Source organism: Luteococcus sp. (assembly GCF_043424415.1).
Taxonomy (GTDB): domain Bacteria; phylum Actinomycetota; class Actinomycetes; order Propionibacteriales; family Propionibacteriaceae; genus Luteococcus.
The window spans coordinates 1-24053 of record NZ_JBHWOO010000072.1; the positions used below are offsets into that span (position 1 = coordinate 1).

General features: G+C 68.6%; 25 protein-coding genes. 18 read left to right on the plus strand and 7 right to left on the minus strand.

Annotated features, from left to right (window positions below):
• Positions 1–1089: nucleoside hydrolase (locus ACHFFZ_RS04030; protein WP_394275379.1), on the plus strand; the 1089-nt coding region annotated here is incomplete at its 5' end.
• Positions 1090–1154: 65 nt separating this feature from the next.
• On the opposite strand, the gene ACHFFZ_RS04035 is transcribed toward ACHFFZ_RS04030, so the two are convergent.
• Both ACHFFZ_RS04035 and ACHFFZ_RS04040 read right to left on the minus strand, forming a co-directional pair.
• Complete coding sequence (locus ACHFFZ_RS04035; protein WP_394275380.1) at positions 1155–1799, minus strand: HAD family hydrolase; 645 nt, start codon at positions 1797–1799, stop codon at positions 1155–1157.
• Positions 1796–2542 (minus strand): queuosine precursor transporter, encoded by a 747-nt coding sequence (locus ACHFFZ_RS04040; protein WP_394275381.1) that lies wholly within the window; start codon positions 2540–2542, stop codon positions 1796–1798. The genes ACHFFZ_RS04035 and ACHFFZ_RS04040 overlap by 4 nt, the downstream gene beginning before the upstream one ends.
• Positions 2543–2693: 151 nt before the next feature.
• On the opposite strand from ACHFFZ_RS04040, the gene ACHFFZ_RS04045 reads away from it, so the two are divergent.
• Positions 2694–3176 (plus strand): GNAT family N-acetyltransferase, encoded by a 483-nt coding sequence (locus ACHFFZ_RS04045; protein ID WP_394275382.1) that lies wholly within the window; start codon positions 2694–2696, stop codon positions 3174–3176.
• 202 nt (positions 3177–3378) lie between these two features.
• Here the strand turns inward: ACHFFZ_RS04045 and ACHFFZ_RS04050 are convergent, their stop codons facing one another.
• From ACHFFZ_RS04050 to ACHFFZ_RS04060, 3 genes are all read right to left on the minus strand, one after another.
• Entirely contained in the window at positions 3379–4674 is a 1296-nt protein-coding gene (locus tag ACHFFZ_RS04050; RefSeq protein ID WP_394275383.1) for a DUF6297 family protein, read from the minus strand.
• Positions 4675–4787: 113 nt separating this feature from the next.
• Positions 4788–5516 (minus strand): ribbon-helix-helix protein, CopG family, encoded by a 729-nt coding sequence (locus ACHFFZ_RS04055; RefSeq protein ID WP_394275384.1) that lies wholly within the window; start codon positions 5514–5516, stop codon positions 4788–4790.
• A 188-nt stretch (positions 5517–5704) separates the two neighbouring features.
• Positions 5705–6205 (minus strand): GNAT family N-acetyltransferase, encoded by a 501-nt coding sequence (locus tag ACHFFZ_RS04060; RefSeq protein WP_394275385.1) that lies wholly within the window; start codon positions 6203–6205, stop codon positions 5705–5707.
• A 272-nt stretch (positions 6206–6477) separates the two neighbouring features.
• Between ACHFFZ_RS04060 and ACHFFZ_RS04065 the strand changes: the two genes are divergently transcribed.
• Positions 6478–6864, plus strand: a complete 387-nt coding sequence (locus tag ACHFFZ_RS04065; RefSeq protein WP_394275386.1) for an SdpI family protein — start codon at positions 6478–6480, stop codon at positions 6862–6864.
• Between the two features lie 180 nt (positions 6865–7044).
• On the opposite strand, the gene ACHFFZ_RS04070 is transcribed toward ACHFFZ_RS04065, so the two are convergent.
• Positions 7045–7845 carry a polysaccharide deacetylase family protein gene (locus ACHFFZ_RS04070; RefSeq protein ID WP_394275387.1) on the minus strand — a complete coding sequence of 267 codons (801 nt, stop codon included), beginning with the start codon at positions 7843–7845 and terminating at the stop codon, positions 7045–7047.
• A 213-nt stretch (positions 7846–8058) separates the two neighbouring features.
• Between ACHFFZ_RS04070 and ACHFFZ_RS04075 the strand changes: the two genes are divergently transcribed.
• From ACHFFZ_RS04075 to leuA, 13 genes are all read left to right on the plus strand, one after another.
• Positions 8059–8499 carry a DUF5709 domain-containing protein gene (locus ACHFFZ_RS04075; protein ID WP_394275388.1) on the plus strand — a complete coding sequence of 147 codons (441 nt, stop codon included), beginning with the start codon at positions 8059–8061 and terminating at the stop codon, positions 8497–8499.
• Positions 8500–8542: 43 nt separating this feature from the next.
• Complete coding sequence (gene pip, locus ACHFFZ_RS04080) at positions 8543–9553, plus strand: prolyl aminopeptidase (protein WP_394275389.1); 1011 nt, start codon at positions 8543–8545, stop codon at positions 9551–9553.
• A gap of 128 nt (positions 9554–9681) precedes the next feature.
• Positions 9682–10872, plus strand: a complete 1191-nt coding sequence (locus tag ACHFFZ_RS04085) for a hypothetical protein (RefSeq protein WP_394275390.1) — start codon at positions 9682–9684, stop codon at positions 10870–10872.
• Entirely contained in the window at positions 10869–12527 is a 1659-nt protein-coding gene (locus ACHFFZ_RS04090) for an ABC transporter transmembrane domain-containing protein (protein ID WP_394275391.1), read from the plus strand. The genes ACHFFZ_RS04085 and ACHFFZ_RS04090 overlap by 4 nt, the downstream gene beginning before the upstream one ends.
• 49 nt (positions 12528–12576) lie before the next feature.
• Positions 12577–13005 carry a hypothetical protein gene (locus ACHFFZ_RS04095; protein WP_394275392.1) on the plus strand — a complete coding sequence of 143 codons (429 nt, stop codon included), beginning with the start codon at positions 12577–12579 and terminating at the stop codon, positions 13003–13005.
• Positions 12998–14446, plus strand: a complete 1449-nt coding sequence (locus ACHFFZ_RS04100; protein ID WP_394275393.1) for a sensor histidine kinase — start codon at positions 12998–13000, stop codon at positions 14444–14446. Before ACHFFZ_RS04095 ends, ACHFFZ_RS04100 begins: the two co-directional genes overlap by 8 nt.
• Positions 14443–15162: a response regulator transcription factor gene (locus ACHFFZ_RS04105; protein ID WP_394275394.1), complete on the plus strand. Its 720-nt coding sequence runs from the start codon at positions 14443–14445 to the stop codon at positions 15160–15162. The genes ACHFFZ_RS04100 and ACHFFZ_RS04105 overlap by 4 nt, the downstream gene beginning before the upstream one ends.
• A gap of 116 nt (positions 15163–15278) precedes the next feature.
• Positions 15279–16247 carry a PhoH family protein gene (locus tag ACHFFZ_RS04110; protein WP_394275395.1) on the plus strand — a complete coding sequence of 323 codons (969 nt, stop codon included), beginning with the start codon at positions 15279–15281 and terminating at the stop codon, positions 16245–16247.
• Positions 16244–16699, plus strand: coding sequence for an rRNA maturation RNase YbeY (gene ybeY / locus ACHFFZ_RS04115; RefSeq protein WP_394275396.1), 456 nt, complete (start codon positions 16244–16246; stop codon positions 16697–16699). Before ACHFFZ_RS04110 ends, ybeY begins: the two co-directional genes overlap by 4 nt.
• A 5-nt stretch (positions 16700–16704) precedes the next feature.
• A complete protein-coding gene (locus tag ACHFFZ_RS04120; protein WP_394275418.1) occupies positions 16705–18012 on the plus strand; it encodes a hemolysin family protein in 1308 nt (435 codons plus the stop codon).
• Positions 18005–19045, plus strand: a complete 1041-nt coding sequence (gene era, locus ACHFFZ_RS04125; protein WP_394275397.1) for a GTPase Era — start codon at positions 18005–18007, stop codon at positions 19043–19045. Before ACHFFZ_RS04120 ends, era begins: the two co-directional genes overlap by 8 nt.
• Positions 19046–19137: 92 nt before the next feature.
• A complete protein-coding gene (locus tag ACHFFZ_RS04130; protein WP_394275398.1) occupies positions 19138–19701 on the plus strand; it encodes a hypothetical protein in 564 nt (187 codons plus the stop codon).
• Between the two features lie 254 nt (positions 19702–19955).
• A complete protein-coding gene (gene leuA, locus ACHFFZ_RS04135) occupies positions 19956–21710 on the plus strand; it encodes a 2-isopropylmalate synthase (protein WP_394275399.1) in 1755 nt (584 codons plus the stop codon).
• 125 nt (positions 21711–21835) lie between these two features.
• On the opposite strand, the gene ACHFFZ_RS04140 is transcribed toward leuA, so the two are convergent.
• Positions 21836–22780: a helix-turn-helix transcriptional regulator gene (locus ACHFFZ_RS04140; protein ID WP_394275400.1), complete on the minus strand. Its 945-nt coding sequence runs from the start codon at positions 22778–22780 to the stop codon at positions 21836–21838.
• A 61-nt stretch (positions 22781–22841) separates the two neighbouring features.
• Here ACHFFZ_RS04140 and ACHFFZ_RS04145 point away from each other — a divergent pair, with 61 nt between their 5' ends.
• Complete coding sequence (locus tag ACHFFZ_RS04145; protein ID WP_394275401.1) at positions 22842–23420, plus strand: dienelactone hydrolase family protein; 579 nt, start codon at positions 22842–22844, stop codon at positions 23418–23420.
• Positions 23420–24016: a GNAT family N-acetyltransferase gene (locus ACHFFZ_RS04150; protein WP_394275402.1), complete on the plus strand. Its 597-nt coding sequence runs from the start codon at positions 23420–23422 to the stop codon at positions 24014–24016. Before ACHFFZ_RS04145 ends, ACHFFZ_RS04150 begins: the two co-directional genes overlap by 1 nt.
• Positions 24017–24053: the final 37 nt, after the last annotated feature.

Here is a 24053-nt window from a genome sequence, read left to right on the forward strand (position 1 = left end):
CGGGGCGTGCGGATCAGCATGCAGACATTGTGGCCCGTGCGCACGAGACCCGTCGGGCAGACTGGGCGGGTGAAGATCCTGGCCGACGTCGACACCGGCATCGACGATGCCTGCGCCCTGCTCCAGCTGTGTGGACTGCCCGACGTGGAGCTGATGGGCGTCACCACCACGTCGGGCAACACCACCGCGTCACAGGCGGCGCTGAACACCCTCGCGGTGCTCGACGTGGCGGGCCGGCCCGAGGTGGAGGTGTGCGTCGGCACCCCCGAACCGTTGGTGCGGCCCCTGGCCACCACGCCCGAGACCCACGGCCCCGGGGGCATCGGTTACGCCGCCCTCGACGACCTGGGAATCCGTCTGTCGACGCGCCCCTGGCTGGAGCTGTGGCGCGAGGTGCTGGAGGCGCACCCGGGAGAGGTGACACTGCTGGTGACGGGCCCGACGACCAACCTCGCCCTGGCGCTGCGCGAGATTCCGAACCTACCCCGACTGGCACGGCGCATCGTCATCATGGGCGGCTGCTTCTGGCACCTGGGCAACACCACCCCGACGGCGGAGTGGAACACCTGGTGCGATCCCGATGCGGCCAAGAAGGTCTGCGAGGCCTTCGAGGGGCTGCCCGAGCAGCAGTTGCCAATCTGGTGCTCCACCGACCAGACCGAGCGCATCGAGTACCGCCCGGAATTCCTCGACGATCTCCTGGTGTCGTGTGGGACGTCGCCGCTGGGTTATTCCGCCAGTCGTCGTCGGGTCAAGGAAGCCGAGGCCAGGACGGGGCACCGCGCCCTGGACCTGCTCACCGACGCCCTGCGCTTCTACTTCGAGTTCCACCACGACTACGACCAGGGCTACGTCGCCCACCTGCACGACCTGTTCGCCGCGCAGGTGGCAGCCGAGGTGGCGACGGTCGAGCTGGCGACGACCGTGATGGACGTCGAGGCCAGCTCCGACCTGTTGCGGGGCACGACGGTGCGCGACAACCGGCAGGTCTGGGGCCGTCGCCCGAATGCCCGGGTGGTGGTCGACTGCCGCCCCGACGAGGTCTTCGCCACCTTCGCCGGTGGCCTGCAGCGGCTGGTGGCCGGCTGAGACGGTGCGGCGCCGGCCCCCTTGCGAGAGGGTCGGCGCCGCCGGTGTGGTGGCCGGGTGCTGCGTCAGAGCCCCAGCAGGGGTCGCAGCTCGTCAACTCCGGCCACGACGCGCTCGGGCGCGAGGCCGAGCGACACGAAGGCCTCGGCGTCGAAGAGTCCCGTGGTGACGGCCACGAAGTCCAGTCCGGCCTCGTCGGACGCCTGGGCATCCATCAGCGCATCGCCCACATAGGTCACGTGGTCGACGCCCTCGCGTGCCAGCTGGTCCAGCGCGGCGTCGAAGACGCGCGGGTCGGGCTTGTGGTGGCCGGTCACGTCGGCCCCGTGCACCAGGGCCAGACGCGGCATCGGGAAGCCGCAGCCTTCCAGGTCGGCCAGCGCCATGTCGGTGTTGGTTGAGGTCACCACGCCGACCGCGACGTCCTGGTCGAGGAGCCCCTCGACCAACTCGACTGCTCCCGGCACTGGAAGTTTGCGGAAGCGCTCGGCCGAGGCCTTGTTGGCGGCCCGCATCGCCTCGACGGTGTCGGCGTGCTGGTAGAGCAGGCCGATCATCTCGTCGAAGGACTTGCCCCAGTGCTCGGCCAGGGTGGCGTCGTCGAGCGTGATCCCGTAGGACTCCAGGGCGACGTGGCGGTGGTGGGCCCACTTGACCTCCCGCGTGAGCAGGAGGGTGTCGTCCATGTCGAACAGGACGGCGCGGCTCACAGGGCCACCTGACGGCCGTGTGCCATCTCGTAGGTGGGCTCGACGCGCTTGAGGTACTTGATCACCTGCAGCGTGATCGGCACGACGCAGATCTCCACGAGCACCTTGTAGAAGTAGCCGGTGACGGTGTAGTTGGTCAGCTCGGCCAGGGTGATGGTGCCGGCGAAGGCGATGGTGCAGAACAGGGTGGTGTCCACCAGCTCGCCCAACAGTGTGGAGGTGATCAGGCGGAAGGCCACCTGGCGTTCGGCGAAGCGGCGCTTGAGGCGCACCACCACCAGCGAGTTGAGCAGGTTTCCGGCGAGGTAGCCGGCGAACCCGGCCAGCGCGATGCGGGTGGCCGGGGCCAGCACCTGGTCCCACGCCTCGAAGCCCTCCACGGGCGTGGTCCAGCCGACCACCTTGTAGGTGGCCGCGGCCAGGAAGGTCATGGCGAAGCCGGTCCAGATGGCACGCTTGGCGCGCTGCCAGCCGTAGACCTCGGTCATGATGTCGCCGACGACGTAGCTGAGGGGGAAGAGGAAGGCTCCGCCGTCGAAGATGAGCGGGCCACCGCCGGCGAACAGGTCGCTGATGACCGGAACGGTAGGGCCGACGAAGAGCTTGGTGGCGGTGACGCCGGAGATCAGCAGCAGGCCGACGAAGACGGCCACCACGATGTCGTAGTAGGTGTGGGGGACTCGGGCGTACTCGACGCCCTGTCCAGAGGCGGGCTCGGCCGCGGTGTCAGTGGAAGTGGTCACAAGCCGTCATCCAACCATTCGGGGGCGCCTGACGGGCAACTCGTCCACGATCGCGTCGGGGTCAGCTGCTGAGGCCGGATTGGACGGCGTCTGGCGTGCGCGGTGGAAAATCAGTGGCGCTCCCCGCCTGCACGGGAGGACGGTTGGGCGTATGGACACTGCGAAGGTCATCGCCCGCCACGTGCTGGATGAGCCGAAACCAACCCCGAGTGGCTGGACGCTGGACTCCTTGGAGCAGGTGGGGGAGCAGGACTTCAATCGGGTGATGCTCCGGGCCAGTGATGGTGACCCCTACGACACCAGCACCCCGGAGAGCGCTGAGGCGGATTCTCGCGAGTTGGTCGAGGCGGCGGGGGGCCAGTTCGATCCGCGAGGGTGGTATCTCGTCCGGGACGACCGTGGCGACGTCGGTGTCGTCCTGCCGCAGGTCTTCCCTGACGAGCCAACCACCGGCACCTTGTTCTATGTCGCCGTGGTGCCCGAGCGCCGAGGAGAGGGACTGGGCCGGGCCTTGCACCGGTTCGGCCTGTCCGAGCTGGCCAGGCGCGGGGCCAAGGCCTACGTCGGTTCCACCGATGCGACCAACGAGCCCATGATCGCGATCTTCACCGCCAACGGCTGCAGCCTCTCCTGAGAAGCCAGCTGGAGTCGGACGTCAGTCGGCACCGTCGATGGTTTGCCTGCGGGCCGCAGATCCAGCGATTGCGTCTTCCAGGAGCTCGTTGCGGGTGGCGTCGTCCCGTCACCGGATACCCCTACCACGACGCGGAGCAGTAGCCGCCGCCCCAGACCTGACCATGTTCGTTGGGGGCAGCATGGGGATGTGTCCGTAGTGTCTAGCGGAGGCGTGCCATCAGCGCGACGAGGACGACGACATCCCAGCCTCGCGCTGCCGTGAGGATGGCTCCCAGTGGGATCGCGCCCGCCTCAGTCATGACCAGCCCAGTGGCGAAGTTCGGTGGTGGCGTCGAGACCAGGCGCAAGGCACCGGTGAGTGCGGCACCGTTCAGGACCACCGACACCGCCAGCGCCACGGGAAGCGCAGTGCCGACGCCGATAAGCAGTCCGGCGAGCACCAGTGAGTTCACGAGCGCCACCGTCGCGGCACACGAGCAGCTGGCAGCGTCCCAGGTCCAACCGGCCGGGAAGTTGCGGCGCGCTCCGCTGGATGATGCCATCACACGGCGCATCGTCATGGCGGCAGCCAGGATCGGCATCAAGACGACGGCCGGCCACGGCGCCAGCGACGGAGCTGCGGCCATGGCTGTCACGCAGCCCAGGTTGGTGACAACAAGCCCCACGACCAACAGCCAGGGCTGACGCAGGACGGCTCGTTGCACGTCGTACCAGGCCACTGCGCGTCGTCCACGTCCAAGGCCATGGAGGCGGTGGTGGGGATTTCGCGCGGTGCGGCGACTGACCAGGTCGAGGACCAGACCGGTGTCTGCGCCCTGTGCGCCACCAGTCAGGGCAGTGCGGCCGCGGGCGGCGCGAAGCAGGTCGTGACGTGACATGTCGCCCAGGCAGCGCCACGCCTGGAAGCCAGCCGTCATCACGAAGGCGACGAGGACAGTGACCAGGATCCACGCGGCAGTGGTGGTCGCCGCCATCAGCAGTGCCGTCAACACCGCGCCAGTGTGGGCGACGCCGAGACCCTGCTGGTTCAACAACATCATCAGGACCGCCGACATGGGTGTCAGGGCCACTGCCACCGTCCAGCCGAGCCCGGGCGACAGCGTGAGCCACGCAGCGAGGGCCAAGACGACTCCCGTGACCGCTGCAATCAGGAGCAATCGCCAGAAGGGCTGGTGCAGCCACTGCGCACGGTCCAGGCTGCCCGGCAGGATCCAGCAGACCTCGGCCGTGCTGACCACCAAGGGCCCCGCCAACCACGACACGAAGGCCACAGCCAGCCACGAGAATGTCACCACGCTGGCCATGACGGCGGGCATCAGGGGCGCAGCCACCACGACCAGGGGCAAGACCACGCCGGACATGAAAGAGCTGGCCATTGCGCCCAGCAACACCGCGGTGAACGCCAGGACGTACCAGTCCGCGGCGCTACGTCCACGGGAACGCCGTCGTACCCGAAGCCACCACCGCACATCGCTGGCCAAAGTCGAGCGCTCCATGCCGAAACCATAGGGCCGCTCGGCATCCCATCGGCAGATCCAACGCTCGGCACTGCTCGGACAGACATTCACCCACCTGCCATTGGCCAGAGTGGATGCATGCCAGTGAGGAGTCAGTCAGCGGGTGTGATCTGGGTGTCGAAACCTGCGTCGCGGATGGCCTTCACGATGGCTTCTGCCTGGGCCATGGTGTCGACGACCACCTCGTAGCGCTCCCCGGTCGTGGTCGAGAGGTCGACCCGTGCCTTTCCGCCGGTGTTCAGTCGAACACCGTGGGGGGATGTCGCCCTGCCGACGACGAACCAGTTGAGCAGACCACGATTGTGGCCGTCATCCTCACAGGCCGAAACGCTGGCGACGTGGCTCACCTTGACCGAGCGGCGATAGAACGGGGCGCTCAAGGCGATAATGCCCGAGGCTTGATCCACCTCGACCGTGATCGCCTGACCGAGGGATGCGAACCGGTTTCCCTTTGCCTTGATGTGCACATTCATCCTGGGCTCCTGTGGGATGGTCTCTCCGGAGGCGCGGCGGGACAGGGCATGCAGGATGTCGGCCTCGGTGATGCCGTGCTTGAGAGTCGATGGGTTGATCTTCACGCGACGTACGCGCGAATGGCCGCGGATCACGTCAGAACGGCTGGTCTCTTCTTGCTCAGCACGGGCATCCAATGCTCCGACGAGCGAGTCATCGAGGCGCACAGGCACCACCCGGGCAGGACCTTCGCTCTTGGGCTTGCGACCGCGTTTGCGAAGGGCGTCGACGTCATAGCCACGCTGCGCCTCGTCGGCCCACCCCTGGATCAGCTCCTCAGTGACAGGCACGCCATTGATCGTCTCCATGCGAAAACTGTACTGCGAAACATGACGGCGCCAACGGGCTGTGAGCCGCGGGAAACTGACTGCTCGAGTACTGTTTCGCCCCCCCCGGCACCATCGCAGGCGGGGCTGTCGCGGAACATCTGCGCCTCCGCGCGTCACTCGTGCGGGGCGGAAGCCTGGGGACGCCAACTTTGCGTCATGTCACTGCCTCAGAACTGCGGCCGCGGATCGTCTACCAGGCGGCTGAAGAGGACGAGGTCGACCGTGCCGTCGTGCGTGTGGCCGGCACGTCGCAGGGTGCCTTCCTCGATGAACATCGCCCTGCGGGCCGTGGCCAGTGATGCCTCGTTTCCGGTGGCGACAAGGACCTCGACTCGGCCGATCCCTTGCGTGTCGAGTGCCCAGTCGGTGATGGCGGCGAGGGCTCGCGCGGTGATTCCGCGGCCACGAGCCCACGGTCCGAGCCAGTAGCCGGCCTCAGTCTTGGCCACGTCCCAGTCGGTGTTCTTCAGTCCGATCACGCCGACGAACTGCCCATCGACCTCGATGGCCCGTTCCAAGGCGGTGCCGCTGGCCAACTCTTGGGCGGCGATCTCCAGTGCAAAGGTCCGTGCGGATTCCTCGGTGTAGGGCTGGGGCAGTGGTAGCCATTTCTGGGTCTGCGGGTCGGAGCAGGCGATCGCGATTGAAGGAACATCTGCTTCTGTCAATGGACGGAGTACAACTCCGTGGGATTCGATGACGTCATCTGCAAACCCGGGCATGAGAAGAGCCTATCCGTGACCCGACGATCCCCCGAGGCAGTTACCTGACCATTCCGAGAAGGCGCCGCTCGGCAGGCCCCGGCTGGTGATCAGGAGACATTCGCAAGACGAATTCGTGGAAGACTGGTTGTCGACCGTCTTTCGCAAGCCGTCCACGCGACCTGGGCCGCTCTGGATGTTGGCGCTGCCTGAATCGTCCTCTGAAATCGGGAGACATCGTGACTGACCTCGTCAACATGTGGTTCATTGCCAGCGCGATCCTGATCACTTCCGTGGTCATGTGGACGTGCGGGAGGATCGGCGAGTCGAGGTCGTCGCATCCCCAGATGATCTTCGGGATCAAGACGCGAACGACGACCAGGACTCCCGAGCATTGGTACGCCGCCCACCGGGCTGCTGGACCAATGTGTCGAGCATTCAGCGTCCTCACCCTGCTCTTCGCCATCGCAGTCGTCGCCATCGGATTCTCGACCGAACCGCAGAGGGTCATCACCCTGGGGATTTCCGTGTTGCTGGGCAGCACGATCGTCTGGGCGACGATCGCTCTGGTCGTGGCAGATCGAGCGGCACGCAGGATCTGGCAGGATTCAGCCCACAGCAGCTGAACAGGCGCTCCTTGGCATCGCGCGGGTGATGGACCATGGCTCTCCACGCGCCGCACGAGCGCAGCAGCTCCAGACGCGTGTGCCAGGCGCCTGACGCCCGGGTGCTCATTCCCGCACCTTCCCGGGACCCCGGGGTCGAGTCGAGGCCATCAGCTCCTCGACGGTCACGCGCCGGTCGCCTCAGAGCACCTCGGACAGGTGCGCGAAGGTGATGCCGCGCTCCAGGAGCTTCGGCACGGCGACTGCCATCCCCTCGGCGGTGGCATTGCGCGGCTGGTTCATGTGGCCGATGACGATGTCACCGGGGCGGACCGCCGACATCTCCTGGATGATCTGGCTGCGGGTGAAGGTGGTTCCGGCGTCCCCATTGATCGAGAAGTTCACCGGCACCTGGCCGAGTTCGCGCACGATGCGGGCGGCGACCTCGTCCATGTGGGCGGTGCCGGAGCGGAAGAAGCGTGGCGCTCGGCCGGTGAGCCTGGTCAGCGTGGCAATGTTGCCCGCCACTTCGTCGTAGACCTCGCCGGCATTGTGCGTGCCCTGCTCGGCATAGCCCTTGCGACCGCTGACCGAGAGTGGAAGGTGCTGGGTGCCGTGGTTCTGCAGGTCGAAGAGCGGATCGGCGGCCAACTCCCGGGCAAGGGTGGGATTCGCCGTGATCCAGCGCTGGTTGAGGAAGAGGGTCGTCTTCACCTTGTGCTTGCGCAGCATGGCCAGCAGGTCTGCATCGACCTTGCTGCCGTAGGGGCCGCCACAGGCGTCGAAGGTGAGGCAGACGTGCTTGGACTCCTGGCGGAGCACGACGCCGGTGGTCTCCAGTCCCCACTCGTGGGGGCGCGCCTTCGCGTACTTCGCGACGATCGCCGCACGCGTCGGCAGCTGCGGCGCGCTCGGCGTGGACGAGGGGGTTGGCGTGCGGGAGACCCTCGGCGACGCCGAGGTGTGCCGCACCGTGCTGGGGGAGCCAACGGGAGAGGCCATGGAATCAGGTTCGACGGTGGCGCATCCGGCCGCCATCGCCACCCCGCCAGAGGCGGCCAGTAGGAGGAGCTGACGCCGTTCGAGGGGCTGACGCGCAGGCTTCACAGGCCCATCCTAGCCCGCCGGGGTTCGCCCCGGAAGATGTGGTGAAAACCGTACCGACAAGCGGGTTTACCTCCTGACAAGTGCCCTGGAAAGTGCCATCATCGGGTCATGGAAGACATCATCGAAGTCCCACAGGAATCGGAGCAGCTGGACCAGCTCCAGCGCGGCGACACGCTCGTCGACCGTGGTGTCGACGACGTCCTCGACGAGGGCTACACGGCCCCCGAGCACTGGTCGGTCGCCCAGGGCCACGGCAACACCCTGCGCGAGATGCGCGAGGGCCAGACCTTCGACGAGCGACTGCGCCAGGAGACCCCCGACATCGACCCCGACAAGCCGCTGGAGAAGTGGAACCCGGGCGGTGAGAAGCGCGAGGTGGGATCGCGTCGCGCCGGCCGACTGGTGGACGCCAACCACGGCTACCCGGGCACCGACCGGGAGGCCGAGGCCGTCGCGGACGAGGTCGGCATCGACGGGGGAGCAGCGCCCGCCGAGGAGGCCGCGGTGCACGTCATCGACTTCGCCGAGGAGATCGACGACGAGTCCTGAGGCCGGTCCCGTCGCGGCGGTGGCCGGGTGGCAGGATCGTGCCATGAGCCAGACCTTCCGCAAGAGCACTGATGTCGTCGACGGAGCCGACCTGAACCCCGAGCGTGTGCTGTACCCGCCCATCGAGCCCTACGAGACGGGCATGCTCGACGTGGGCGACGGCCAGCAGGTCTACTGGGAGCAGTCGGGCAATCCTGACGGGAAGCCCGCCGTCTTCCTGCACGGAGGCCCAGGCGGCGGTGGCGGCACCAACCGCCGCCGCTTCTTCGACCCGGAGCGTTACCGCATCGTCGTGCTCGACCAGCGCAACTGCGGCTCCTCGACGCCCAGCGCCGCCGACGGGGCAGACCTTGCCACCAACACCACCTGGCACCTGGTGGCAGACCTGGAGAAGCTCCGCGAACACCTGGGCATCGAGCGCTGGCTGGTCTTCGGCGGCTCCTGGGGCAGCACGCTGGCCCTGGCCTACGCCCAGACCCACCCCGAGCGGGTCACCGAACTGGTGCTGCGCGGCATCTTCACCCTGCGCCGCAGCGAACTGGACTGGTACTACAACGAGGGCGCCAGCAACATCGCGCCGCAGTGGTGGCAGTCCTTCATCGCGCCCCTCAAGGAGGCCGGGCACGACCTCTCGCAGTGCAACATGGCCGGCTACCACCGGCTGCTGTTCGGCGACGACCCTGACATCGCCCTGCGGGCAGCGCAGGCCTGGACCCGGTGGGAGGCAGCCACCAGCTACCTGCTGTGGAAGGAGGAGGCGCTGCACGAGACGCCCGAGCACGAGCTCACCTTCGCCCGCATCGAGAACCACTACTTCACCCACGGCGGCTTCCTGCGCGAGGGCCAGCTGATCGACGAGGTCGACCGCATCCGCCACATCCCGGCCGTCATCGTCCAGGGCCGCTACGACCTGCCCTGCCCCGCCCGCACCGCCTACGACCTGGCCGAGGCCTGGCCCGAGGCCGAACTGCACGTGGTGCTGGCCGGGCACTCGGCCTTCGAGCCGAACATCGCCAGCGAGCTGGTCACGGCCACCGACCGATTCGCAAGCTGAAAGCCCTTGTGGGGGCGCTGATGAGGTCGGGATGAGGAAGTCTTCATCCCGGCCTCATCGAGTCATCACGTCGGATTCCTAGCGTGGACACCACGCCCGATCCTCCCCAATCGACACAGGAGCCCCCGATGACTGCGACCTACCTCTCCAGCGCCACCCGCACCACCGCCGCCACCACCCGCAACCTGCCCACCGACGCGCTCTCCACCGAGCCCGGTGCGGCCAGCGCCGCCATGATCGAGGGCACCACCGACCTGCCCCTGGCCCGCCTGCGCTCGGCCAAGATGGCCTACAGCACCCGCTTCTTCTGGCAGCAGGTCAGCGACGGCGCCGACGGCCACGAGCTGCTCCGAGGCCCCGAGGTCGCCCCCAGTGCCGGCGACCTGGTGCTCGCCCGCGTCGTGAACATCGGCAAGCACACCCGCCTGGAAAGCCCCCACAGCCGCCGCCAGCTCCTCTTCCCCGGCGACGAGATCGTGGTCGCCTACGGCCACCGCTACGCCCCCGACCAGTTCGAGGCCGAGGTTCCCGAGAACCTGCAGGTCACCAACCTGGTCGCGGCCGGGGGCCTGGCCGGACGAGTCACCGCCCAGCACGCCAGCATCGACGAGGCCACCGTCATCGAACCGCTGGGCCTGGTCGCCCGCGACGGCGAGGCGCTGAACCTGTCCTCGCTCAGCCCCCACCACACCCGCCCCAGCATCACCCGCCGCCACGGGGAGCGTCCCCGCCTGGTGACGGTGCTGGGCACCTCCATGAACTCCGGCAAGTCCACCACCCTGGCCTGCCTCATCAACGGGCTCACCAGCGCCGGGCTGAGCGTCGCCGCGGGCAAGGCCACCGGGACTGGCGCCGGCGGCGACCCGCGCATGTTCACCGACGCCGGAGCCCAGGCCGTGCTCGACTTCACCGACTTCGGCTACGGCTCCACCTACCGCGTCGGCTACGACGAGCTGAAGAAGCTGGTGCTGTCGATGATGGCGGCCCTGTCCAGCGCCGACACCGACGTCGTCGTCCTCGAGATCGCCGACGGCATCTACCAGGGCGAGACTGCACGCCTGGTGGCCGACCCCGAGGTGCAGGGCTGGATCGACAGCCTCGTCTTCGCCGCCGGCGACGCGCTGGGCGCCACCAAGGGCGTCGACCTGCTCCACGAGATGGGCCTGCAGGTGGCCGCCGTCAGCGGCGTGGTCACCGCCTCGCCCTTGGCCAGCCGCGAGGCCGGCGCGGTGCTGCCCGTCTCGCTGGTGCCCACCTTCGACCTGACCGTGCCCGAGGTTGCACGGGAGGTCCTCGCCCGCGACGCCCGCACCAAGTGAGCGACAGCACGCGGCTGCCACGGCTGTGGCGCGGCAGCCGCCGGCCACTGCTCGCGGGGCTGGCCGCGATGGGCTTCGGACAGGCAGCCGTGGCCGGTGCGACCGCCCTGCTGACGCCACGCATGATGGGTGCCGCCACCACCCGCGACGAGATGGTGCTGGCCACCCTGTTGTCAGGCCTGGCCCTGCTGCTCGGGGTGCTGCGCGCCGGGGAGCGGGTCCTGGGCGAACGGCTCGGCCAGGACTACGTCCACGAGGTGCGCATGCACCTGGTGCGGGCCGCCCTGGTCGGGCGGGGGCCGTCCGTGGGGGTGACCGTGGCGAGGGCCACCAATGACCTCACCTCGGTGCGCAACTGGATGGTGCAGGGGATCGTCCCGCTGCTGTCGGGCATCCCCACCGTGGTGGGCTGCCTCGCGGCCCTGGCGATGCTCTCGTGGAAGCTGAGCGTGGCCGTCGCCATCCCCCTGGCCGCCCTGGCGCTGCTGCTGGTGGTGGCCGGCTCCCACCTTCGCCGCCGCGCCGCCCGCCTGCGCCGCCAGCGCGGCCGCCTGGCCGGGCAGATCGCCGACGCCGTGCAGGCCAGCGAACCCATCCTGGTGGCCGGGGGCGTCGAACGCGAGGTCAAGAGCCTGGGGCGGCAGAGCCGTGAACTCGGCGACCGCGCCGTCTCGCGAGCCACACTGTCGGGCGTCCTTCGCGGAGCCGCCGCCAGCGTCGCCACCCTGGCCATGGTCTTCGTCGGCGCCACCGCCGTGCTGACGAACCTGGACGCAGCCACCATCGCCACCGCCTTCCTCATCGTCGGCATGCTCGCCACCCCGGTCACCGACCTGGGCCGGGTGGGGGAGTTCCGCCAGTCCTTTCGCGTCGCCCAACAGATCCTCGGGCCGCAGCTGCAGCTCTCCCGCGAGCACCGCGCCGACGAGCGCCGCGCCCGCCGACAGAGTGCCGAAGGGACGACCATCCGCCCGCTCGAGGGGCGGGGGCGCGCGCCCGGGCGGGGCCTGCACTGTGCCGACCTGGAGGTGGAGGGGCGCGCCGTCCCCGAACTGGTCGTGGCGCCCGGTGAGGTCGTGGTGCCCGTCAGCCGCGACCCCCAGCGCCTGCGCGAAGTGGTCCGTGCACTGTGCCACCCGCAGGACCAGCCCGAGGCCTGGATCCAGGTGGATGGCTGCCAGCTCGGGCAGCTCCCGGCCCAGGAGCGGCGCCAGCTGCTCGGGGTCGCCGCGGCGGGGCAGCTGGTGGAACGGGGAACCATCGCCAGGGCGGTGCGCTATCGCAGCCCCGACAGTGATCGTCCGGTGGGGCCGGTGCTGGCCAGCGTCGGCCTGGACGGGGTCGTGAAGGACTTGGAGCGCACGGTGCTGCGGCGCGGTGGCGAGCCGCTGGACGACGAGCAGCGATCCCGCCTGGCCCTGGCCCGCGCCATCTACGACGACCCGGCGCTGCTGGTGCTCGACAACATCGACCGGGGCCTGTCGGCCGAGGGACGGCAGAGGCTGTCTCGGCTGCTGCCACGCCCCGGCGTCACCATCCTGGTGAGCGACCATCCGGAGCGGCTGGTGGCAGACCACCGGGTGTGGGACCTTGATGCCGATCCGGCCAGACCACAGCTGGCCATCGGTGCGGGCCGACGGGCAGGAACCGCATGAGGAGCAAGGAGGCCCCCCGGAGGCGTGGTGGCGCGAGAGGAGAGGCGACATGAACCGCAGTCGTTGGCAGTTGGCAGGCATCGTCGTGGTACTGGTGGCGGTACTGCTGGCACTGGTCCAGGGACTGATGTCGAAGCCGGGTGAACCGGAGGTCGAACAGGACGTGGTGCGGCTGGGGAGCCCCACCGCGTCCACTCCCGCGGGCACGCCCAGCTCTCGGGGACCCTCCACTCCTGCGGGCACGCCCAGCCCGGCCGCCGCGTCCACCGCGCCGTCCGCGACGCCAACAGCGAAGGCCTCCGCCTCGCCGGTCCGGCCGACCCGCGCTCCTGCTCCCGCGACCAGGCCGACCCGGACCAGGACGGTGCCGGCCCCGGTGACCACCCGCCGTGCAGAGCCGCGTCCCCCCGTCTGGCAGGGTGATGACGATGATGACGACTGGGGGGAGGGGGATGACGACGATGGCGGCGATGACTGAGCTGCTCAGGCGGTCCGGCCGCTGGCGCATCGTGGGCTGGATGATGACCACGCTGGCCCTGGCCCTGGCCGTCGTCGTGGTGGTGGTTCGCTCGGTGCTGCTCGGCAATGCCGCAGAACAGGCCAACAACGACGTCTCGCAGGAACTGCGGGAGTTCACCAGTTTCGTCAAGAACGGGGTGGACCCGCACAGCGGAGAGGGCTTCGCCGATTCGCAGACACTCCTGGAGACCTACCTGCAGCGCCAGCAGGTGGGTCCCGACGAGGTGATGATGGGCTGGCACTCCGGGCAGGCGACGGCCTATGTGCTGCGCGGGCCACGCACCCCGTCGGTCGAGAGCTATGACTTCGCCGAGGACCCCCGCCTGCACGCCCAGATGAGGCAGAAGAGCTCCGGCATCCTCGACACCCCCGAGGGTCCGATGCGGTGGGGCAGGATCCTGGTGGAATCCGGCAGCGGGCAGCCCGACGCCCTGGTGGTGGGGGCCTTCACCGGACCGGAGGTGCGCGACGCCCACGAGACGGTGCGGACCCTGACGCTGGTGAGCCTGGCAGCACTGGCCCTTGCGGGCGTGGTGAGCTGGGCCGTCGCCGGCCAGATCCTGCGCCCGGTGCGCCTCGTCCGGCAGGCGGCCGCCCGCATCACCGAGCACGACCTGACCCAACGCATCCCCGTCGCCGGCCACGACGACGTCTCCGGGCTGGCGGTGAGCTTCAACGAGATGCTGGACCGCCTGGAGGAGGCCTTCGCCGTCCAGCGGCGCTTCGTCGACGACGCCGGCCACGAGTTGCGCACCCCGATCACGGTGGTGCGCGGCCACCTTGAGCTGATGGGCGACGACCCGGCAGAACGCCAGCAGACCGTGGCCCTGGTGACCCAGGAACTCGACCGGATGGCCCGCCTGGTCACCGACCTGCTGGCCCTGGCCAAGGCAGACCGCCCCGACTTCGTCGTGCCGCAGGAGGATGTCGACGTCACCCAGCTGACCCTCGACCTGGATGCCAAGATCCAACACCTGAGCGACCGGCGCCGCTGGCAGCTCAGTCACATCGCCGAGGGCACGGCCAGGCTGGATGCCCAGCGCATCACCCAGGCGGTGCTGCAGCTGGCCGACAATGCCGTCCAGCACACCGTCGACGGCGACGCGATCACCCTGATGAGCCGCTTCGCGACGGAGGCGGACGGCCAGCGCGTCCTGCAGATCGCGATCAGCGACACCGGTGGCGGGATCGAACCGCAGCACCGTGAGCGCATCTTCGACCGCTTCGTCCATGGGGTCCCCGCCGACGGCACCCGTCACGCCGGTGCCGGACTGGGTCTGCCGATCGTCAAGGCCATCTGCGAGGCCCACCGCGGCCGGGTGCAGGTGGACAGCCCGCCCGGCCAGGGGGCCACCTTCACCCTGGTCCTCCCCGCCGATGCACGAAAGGCAGAACAGTGAGCACGATCCTGATCGCCGAAGACACCCCCTCGATCGCCTCCTTCGTGGAGAAGGGACTGCGCGCGGCTGGATACCAGACGGCCATCACCGGCGACGGGCCGACGGCACTGCTGCTGGCGCAGTCGGGCAGCTTCGACCTGATGATCCTCGACATCGGCCTCCCTGGGCTGGACGGCTTCGAGGTGCTGCGCCAGCTGCGCGCCAAGGGCAGCGGCCTGCCCGTGGTGATCCTGACTGCCCGCGACTCCGTGCACGACACGGTCCACGGCCTGGAGGGCGGTGCCAATGACTACGTCACCAAGCCCTTCCAGTTCGCCGAGCTCCTGGCACGAGTGCGGCTGCGGCTGGCCGAGCCGGCACCCAGTCCCGCCAGCAGCTCGGAGTTGGTGTGCGGGCAGCTGCACCTGGACCTGCTGAGCCGGCGCGTGCGGGTGGGGGAAGGGGAACCGATCGACCTGACCTCGCGAGAGTTCCGCCTGTTGCAGGTGCTCATCACCCACGCGGATCAGGTGCTCAGCCGCGAACAGCTGCTGGGGATGGTGTGGGAGATGGACTTCGACCCGAACTCGAACGTGGTCGATGTCTTCGTGCGCTCGCTGCGCTCGAAGATCGGCCCGGAGCACATCGAGACGGTGCGGGGAATGGGCTACCGACTGCGTGCTGCCCGAGGCCCTAGACTTGCGGACGTACGTGCCCGATCACTGGAGGAATCCTGACCACCTCGCAAGACGCCCACCCCGACCCGTCGCGCCCCGACCGGACCCGTCCGGAGTCCCTGGAGCTGGCCCGGCGCAGCTCCACACGACGCGTCGCCATCCCCGCCTCCATCCAGATGGTGAACCTGCTGGGCCCGCGGGACGAGTTCCTGCGGCTGATGGAGAAGGAGCTTGCCGCCGACATCCTGGTGCGCGGAAATGAGGTCACCCTGACCGGCACCGCCGCCGACACCGCGTTGGCCGCCGACATCTTCACCGAGCTGGTCACCATCCTGCGCACCGGCCAGGGCCTGACGAAGGAGACGGTGGAGCGCGTGGTCGGCATGGCCGGCTCCGCCGAGGAGGTGAGTGCCGCCGAGGTGCTCACCCACAACATCCTGTCAACCCGTGGCAAGTCGATCCGGGCCAAGACGCTCAACCAGAAGCGCTATGTGGAGGCGATCGACGCCAACACGATCGTCTTCGGCATCGGCCCGGCCGGCACCGGCAAGACCTACCTCGCCGTCGCCAAGGCAGTGCAGGCGCTGCAGCGCAAGGAGGTCACCAGGATCATCCTGACGCGGCCTGCGATCGAGGCCGGCGAACGACTGGGCTTCCTGCCCGGCACGCTCAACGACAAGATCGACCCCTATCTGCGCCCGCTCTACGACGCGCTGCACGACATGATGGACCCCGAGGCCGTGCCGAAGCTGCTGACGGCCGGCACCATCGAGGTGGCGCCGCTGGCCTACATGCGCGGCCGCACGCTCAATGACGCCTTCATCATCCTCGACGAGGCCCAGAACACGTCGATGGAGCAGATGAAGATGTTCCTGACCCGCCTGGGCTTCAACTCCAAGATCGTGGTCACCGGCGACATCACCCAGGTGGACCTGCCCAATGGCCAGCCCTCGGGCCTGCGCGGAGTGCAGCAGATCCTCGACGGTGTCGACGACATCAGCTTCTGTACCCTGACCAATCGCGACGTGGTGCGCCACAAACTGGTGGGGCGGATCGTGGCGGCCTATGACCAGTTCGAGAGCACCAACCAGGTGCAGCAGGCCTTCGACCGGGCCAACCGCGCGACCCGCAGGAGCATCCAGTGATCGACCTGAACAACGAGTCGGGACGCACGGCCGACGAGAAGGGCCTGATCCGGCTGGCCGGTTTCGCCCTGGAGCAGCTGCGCATCCATCCGCAGAGCGACCTGTCGATCCTGCTGGTCGACGAACCGACGATGGAGCAGTACCACCTGCGATTCATGGACCTGCCCGGCCCCACCGACGTGCTGAGCTTCCCGATGGACGAGCTGCGCGCCCCGCTGGACGACGAGGAGCCCCCGCGCGGGCTGCTGGGCGACATCGTGCTGTGCCCGGCGGTCACCGAGCGCCAGGCTGCCGAGAACGGGCGTCGCCCCGACGACGAGGCCGAGTACCTGCTGGTCCACGGCCTGCTGCACCTGCTGGGCCACGACCATGCAGAGCCCGACGAGAAGGCCGTCATGTTTGCGCTGAACGACAAGATCATCGCGGCCTGGCAGGCCCGCAAGGGGGATTGACGGTGCTGACCACGAACCAGTGGGTCGAGATCGCCGCCGCCCTGGTCTGCACCGTCCTGGCCTTCTGGCTGGCCGCCGGAGAGACGGCGCTCGGCCAGATCAGCAAGGGCCACGCGGAGAAGCTCGTCGAGGACGAGCGTCCCGGCGCGGCCAGGCTGGGCAAGATCGCCGAGGACCCGGCCCCCTATGTGAACACCACCCTGCTGCTGCGCACGATCCTGGAGATCGTCGCGATCGTGCTGGTCTGCCAGGTGACCTTCGCGCACCTGCACGTGGGCTGGCAGCGGATGCTGGCCACCGTCGGCACCATGGTGCTGGTCAGCTTCATCCTGTGGGGCGTGGCGCCGCTGACGATCGGGCGCCAGCGCTCGGAGAAGGTGGCGCTGCGCTTCAGCGGCCCCGCCCAGGTGATGACCACCCTGCTGGGGCCGGTGCCGTCGCTGCTGATCCTGGTGGGCAACGCGCTCACGCCGGGGCGCGGTTTCTCCGACGGGCCCTTCAGCTCCGAGGCGGAGCTGCGTGACCTGGTGGACCAGGCCGAGGCCAGCGAGGTCATCGAGGCCAGCGAGTCGAAGATGATCCACTCGGTCTTCGAGCTGGGCGACACCATCGTGCGCGAGGTGATGGTGCCCCGCACCGACATGGTCTTCATCCACGCCGACAAGACGCTGCGCCAGGGCCTGTCGCTGGCGCTGCGCTCCGGCTTCAGCCGCATCCCCGTCGTCGGGGAGGGCCTGGACGAGATCCTGGGCGTGGTCTACCTCAAGGACATGGTCAAGCGTGGCTATGACAATCCCGAGGCCGAACGCACCGAGACCGTCGGCCAGCACATGCGTGCGGCCACCTTCTGCCCGGATTCCAAGCCCGCCAATGAGCTGCTGCGCGAGATGCAGCGCGACCGCAATCACGTCGTGGTGGTGGTCGACGAGTTCGGTGGAACCTCGGGCCTGGTCTCCATCGAGGACATCCTGGAGGAGATCGTCGGCGAGATCGTCGACGAGTACGACGCGGAACCCACCCACACCGAGGAGCTGGAGCCGGGTCTCTTCCGGATCTCGGCCCGGCTTCCGGTCGACGAGATGGGCGAGCTCTTCGACCTGGAGCTCGACGACGAGGACGTGGAGACCGTCGGCGGCCTGATGGCCAAGATCCTCAACGTGGTGCCGATCCCCGGCAGCATCGTGGAGTACGAGGGCGTGCGGATCGAGGCCGAGAAGACGGCCGGCCGCCGTCACCAGATCGACACCTGCCTGGTGCAGCGCGTCGAGCCCAGTGAGCACGACGACGAGCAGGACGAGGACGACGATGAGTGACAAGTACGCAGACCAGAAACCGGCGAACAAGGCGACGCCCGAGCGGATGCCGACGCTCGACGAACTGATGAGCGACGACTTCGATCCCGAGACTGATGTCGACTGGACCGGTGACAAGAACTTCCGGTCCGGCTTCGCCTGCTTCGTGGGGCGCCCGAATGCGGGCAAGTCGACGCTCACCAATGCCCTGGTGGGTTCGAAGATCGCCATCACCAGCTCCAAGCCGCAGACCACCCGGCACTCGATCCGCGGCATCGTCGACCGTCCCGACGCGCAGCTGGTGCTCATTGACACCCCGGGCCTGCACAAGCCGCGCACCCTGCTGGGCCAGCGCCTCAACGACCTGGTGCGCGAGACCTGGACCGAGGTGGACGTGATCGGCATCTGCCTGCCGAGCAACCAGCCGATCGGCCCCGGTGACAGCTTCCTGGTGGGTGAGATCGCCAAGCTGACCAAGAAGCCGAAGCTGGTGGCCCTGGCCACCAAGACCGACCTGGTTCCTGGCGACAGGCTGCGCCAGCACCTGCTGGACATCCAGGCGCTGGAGGAGAAGCTGGGCATCAGCTGGGAGACGATCATCCCGTGCTCGGCCGTCAGCGGTGAGCAGGTGGACGTGGTGGCCGACGAGCTGGTCAAGCTGTTGCCCTGCGGCCCGGCCTTCTATCCCGACGGCGAGGTGACCGACGAGCCCACCGAAACCCTGGTGAAGGAGCTGATCCGCGAAGCTGCCCTGGAGGGCGTGCGCGACGAGCTGCCCCACTCGATCACCGTCGAGATCGACGAGATGGGCCTGCGCGAGGGACGTCCGGAGGACAGGCCGCTGCTGGACGTCTTCGCCTCGATGATCGTCGAGCGCGAGTCGCAGAAGGGCATCATGATCGGGCACCGGGGGCAGCACCTGAAGGAGGTCGGCACCGCCGCCCGCCACCAGATCAGCGCCCTGCTCGGCACACCGGTGCACCTGGACCTCAAGGTGAAGGTGCTCAAGGACTGGCAGCGCGATCCCAAGTACCTCAACCGTCTGGGCTTCTGACAGGTTGGGTTCGTGACCGGCATGCCTCGTGGCGAGTGCGCCTGCCGGGACGCGCCCTTCCCAGGCTTGCCCGTCTCTGCAAGGATCGCGGGATGAACCAGAACGTCGTGACCGAGACCTTCCACAACGAGGGCGGCATCAAGGTGGGCGCCATCGTGCGCCGCATCGAGCCGACCAGCCTGTCCACCCTGCTGTGCTTCACCAGCCCGGACGGGCTGCACCACGTCGAGAGCCGGATCGAGTTCGACGACGAGAACCCCTTCAACTGGACCCATTACGTGCAGCACGACGACGAGGCCTTCGTGGAGCGCGACAGGCAACCTGGCGATCCCGCCAATGTGGTGCCGGGCCATGCCGAGTGCCTGCTGGTGAGCCGACTGCTGGACTCTGGCGAGCAGGAGCTGGAGTTCACGCTGCTGGACGAGCGGACCGAGCGGATGCGTCCGGCAGTGCTGGTGCACAAGGGTGACGAGGTGGGCCTCTACAGCGAGGACCAGCTGCTCAACCGGCATCGGGTCCTGGGTGACGAGGTGATCGCCTCCGACTGGGAGGGCAATGGTTCGCGCCTGGTGCACGACGTCAACGAGCTGCTCGAAGGCCTGGACGACGCGATCTGCGTGCGGGTGCGCAACTTCCTTCGCGGCAGCGAGATCTGAGGTGGCGACTGCCCGCGCATTCAGGTGCGCCTGATGTCGCTGGCGCATCTCGTGATGTGGTCGCAGGTTCCCCACAGGTGAGCAGGCCATCGCTACAGTGTCCGCCATGGCGATCATGAAGATCAGGTTCGCGCTTCCCGCGCGGCTGCTCCTTGCCCGCCGCAGCGAGGCCCGCTGACCACCAGCCATGGCACCCTCGTTGCGGAGTCCGCCGATGCCTGGCACACCACCGTCCACGACCAGGGAGCCCCCGCATGACCACCCAGCAGAGCCCCAACCAGTTCGGCACCATCCCTCAGGACGGCATCCCCGTCCAGCAGCCCAGCCCAATGCCGTGGCATCGCTACAGCGCCTTCGAGCCCGTCGACGTGCCCGACCGCACCTGGCCCACCAAGAAGGTGACCAAGGCCCCTCGGTGGCTGTCCACCGACCTGCGCGACGGCAACCAGGCCTTGATCGACCCGATGACGCCTGCGCGCAAGCGCAAGATGTTCGACCTGCTGGTGAAGATGGGCTACAAGGAGATCGAGATCGGTTTCCCGTCGGCCAGCCAGACCGACTTCGACTTCGTCCGCAGCCTGATCGAGGGCGACGCCATCCCCGACGACGTGCAGATCAGCGTCCTGACCCAGGCCCGCGAGGACCTGATCGAGCGCACCGCCCAGTCGCTGGTGGGCGCCAAGCGCGCCAACATCCACATGTACAACGCCACCGCCGAGCTCTTCCGTCGGGTCGTTTTCAAGGTGAGCGAGGCCGAGTGCATCGCCCTGGCCACCCGCGGCACCGAGATGGTGATGAAGCACGCCGAGGCGAACCTGGGCGATGTCGAGTTCGGCTACCAGTACAGCCCCGAGATCTTCACCCAGACCCCCACCGACTTCGCGATCGAGGTGTGCAATGCGGTGGCCGATGTCTGGCAGCCCGAGGCGGGCCGCGAGATCATCTTCAACCTGCCCGCGACGGTGGAGATGAGCACCCCCAACACCTACGCGGACCAGATCGAGTACTTCGGCCGGCACGTGCGCAATCGCGAGAACGTGGCGATCAGCCTGCACCCGCACAATGACCGCGGTACCGCCGTCGCCGCCACCGAGCTGGGCATGATGGCCGGCGCCGACCGTGTCGAGGGCTGCCTGTTCGGCCATGGTGAGCGCACCGGCAATGTCGACCTGGTGACGCTGGGCCTCAACCTGTTCAGCCAGGGCATCGACCCCCAGATCGACTTCAGCCAGATCGACGAGATTCGCCGCACGGTGGAGTACTGCACCGGGCTGCCCGTGCATCCCCGGCACCCCTACGCGGGCGACCTGGTCTACACCGCCTTCTCCGGCTCCCACCAGGACGCCATCAAGAAGGGCCTGGAGGCGCTGGAGGCCAAGGCTGCCGCCGAGGGCCGCGGCCTGCACGAGATCGACTGGGAGGCCCCCTACCTGCCGATCGACCCGCACGACGTCGGCCGCTCCTACGAGGCCGTGATCCGCGTCAACAGCCAGTCGGGCAAGGGCGGCATGGCCTACCTGATGAAGACCGATCACAAGCTGGACATGCCTCGTCGCCTGCAGATGGAGTTCAGCCGCGTGGTCCAGCAGCACACCGACTCCGAGGGCGGCGAGGTGGACTCCGAGCAGCTGTGGCGCATCTTCTCCGACGAGTACCTGCTGCGCACCGAGCCGCTGCAGCTGCTGACCACCTCGACCACGGCCCAGGGCGGCACCCACGCCATCAGCGCGACCGTGGTGTGGAAGGGCGAGGAGACCACCGTCACCGGCGAGGGCAATGGTCCCGTCTCGGCCTTCGTCGACGCGCTGACCACGCTCGGCATCCAGGTGCGCGTCCTGGACTACACCGAGCACGCACTCACCTCGGGAGGCGACGCCAAGGCTGCGGCCTATGTCGAGTGCGAGGTGGGCGGCGACGACGACCCGCGCGTCGTCTGGGGTGTCGGCATCGACAGTGACATCATGACGGCATCACTGCAGGGCGTCGTGAGCGCAGTCAACCGCATGTGATGTGAGCAGCGGGGCAACGGCGCCCCTGGACGGCGGTCGGGCCTTCGGGTCCGACCGCCGTTCCCATTCCAGGGGACCCGGGCCGTGCGGTGGCGGGGGAGTGGAGCGTTCACACTGGCTGCGTGTCACGCCTGACTGGTGGCTGCGGTGATCCTCGCTCGCAGCTGGGCGGCCGCCTGGGTGAGTTCGGGTCCTCCGAGGACGCTGAAGGAGAAGGGGGTCTGCAGGAGGTCGGTCAGGTAGGCGGTGCAGTTGTTGGTGCGGCCCTCCAGCAGGCAGGAATTGTCGCCCGTCGAGGTGAGCTCTCCCATGGTGGACGGCAGCCACTTCTTTGCGACCTCGAGCGGAGCCGCGATGGCCACTCGTGTCGGGTACTTCCAGCTGGTGCGAAGGTGTTCGTCGAAGTCACGCGCGATGTCGACATCCTCGGGCCTCGTGAAGGCCTCGCCCGTCGGGTCAACCTGCACCACACGATCGACGCGGTAGGTGCGCCGAGCGCCCGTGGGCATGCTGCGGCCGAAGAGGTACCACCGGCCGTGCCGAACGATGAGGCTCCACGGTTCCATCAACCGCTGTTCGACGCCGTCCTTGGAAGGGGTTCGGTAGTGCAGGCCCACCAGGACGCCGTTGTCGATGGCCCTGGCGAGCTGGAGGACAAGCTCGGGCACCGGTCCGACAGCGTGCGAATCGGGCATGGCGACGGCGCTGGCGAGCACTGACCGGGCTGGCGCCGCTGCCGTGACAGGCATGGCCCGCAGCACCTTCGCGGCGGCCGTCTCGAAGGTCGAATCCGAGAAGCTCCCGGAACTCTCGACCAGCGACATGGCGATGGCGGTCAGCTCCTGTTCGGTGAAGACCATGGGCATGCGTGGACCGCGGTCGAGGCGGTATCCGCCGCCGGGGCCGGGCACCGATGTGATGGTGAAGCCGGCGTCCCTGAGTGCGCCTATGGTCCTCCGCACGGCCCGGACACTGGTTCCCAGGCGACGGGCCAGCTCCTCCCCGCCGATGCCAGGTCGCGCCTGGACCAGCTCGAGGGTCCGGAGCGCCCTGCCGACATTGGTGTCCATGTGCCCAATCACATCAAGGATCAGGACGTCTGGCGTCCTCAATCGCCACTAGCGTCGAGACATGACAAAAGTCGTGCTCTTCCACCACGTGCTCGGGCTGACCCCGGGCGTCTCGGTACTGGCCGACCAGCTCAGGACTGGTGGCCACACCGTCGAGACGCCCGACCTGTTCGCGGGGCAGACCTTCACCGACATCGCTGCTGGGCTCGCCCACGTCAACGAGCTCGGTGAGGCCGAGCTGCTGAGCCGTGCCGAGCAAGCCTGCGCCGGACTCCCTACAGGCGTCGTCTACGCCGGACTCTCCCTGGGCGTCGTGCCGGCACAGCACCTGCTCCAGACCCGGGCCGGTGCCGCGGGGGCAGTGCTCCTGCACTCCTTCATTCCTCCCCACCAGGTGGCCGGCCAGTGGCCGTCGAACTGCCCGGTCGAGCTCTACGGCACCGACGCCGATTCCTTCTTCGTGGCCGACGGCGACCTGGACGCCGCCCGTGACTGGCAGGTGAACCACCCGAACCTCCACCTGCACCTGTACCCCGGCAGCGGCCACCTCTTCCTCGAACCAGGCATGCCGGACCACGACCCCGAGCTGGCCTGGACGGTGACCCGGGACATCCTTGCTGCCCTGGCAGGGATGAACTGATGACCAAGTCAGCGGAGATCGCCGACGGCTACACCGTCGCAGCCCTGGGGTCGGACACGTGGGACGTGTTCGCCGAACTCGTCGAGCGCAACAACGGCGTCTACGGGGCCTGCTGGTGCATCGGCTACCACCCCGAGTGCGGCAAGATTCCGCGGTCGGCCCACCAGCAGGTCAAGCATGACCGGGTCCTGCAAGGTGAGGCCCATGCCGCCCTGCTGGTCGACCCCGAAGGCCGGTGCCAAGCCTGGGCCCAGTACGGGTCGCCCGAGGAGCTGGCGGGGATCAAGCACAAGCGCGCCTATGACAAGGAGCCGCCGCCCGTCCCCGACTGGCGGATCACCTGCGTCTACGTCGATCCCAAGCATCGAGGGCAGGGCCTGGCCAGGGCTGCGGTCGTCGCTGCGCTGGACCTCATTGCTGCGTCCGGGGGTGGCGCCGTGGAGGCGATCAGCGAGACCACCGCGGGGCGCACGGCCCAGGGGCGTTTCCTGTTCACGGCGACGGCGGAGGTGCTGGAAGACCTCGGCTTCGAGCGGATCCGTCAGGTGGGCAAGCATGCCTGGATCCTGACGGCCACCGTCGGCGCGGCGGACTGACTGGTTGCAGGCGCGCATCCCAGCCGGGTTGCGCGGA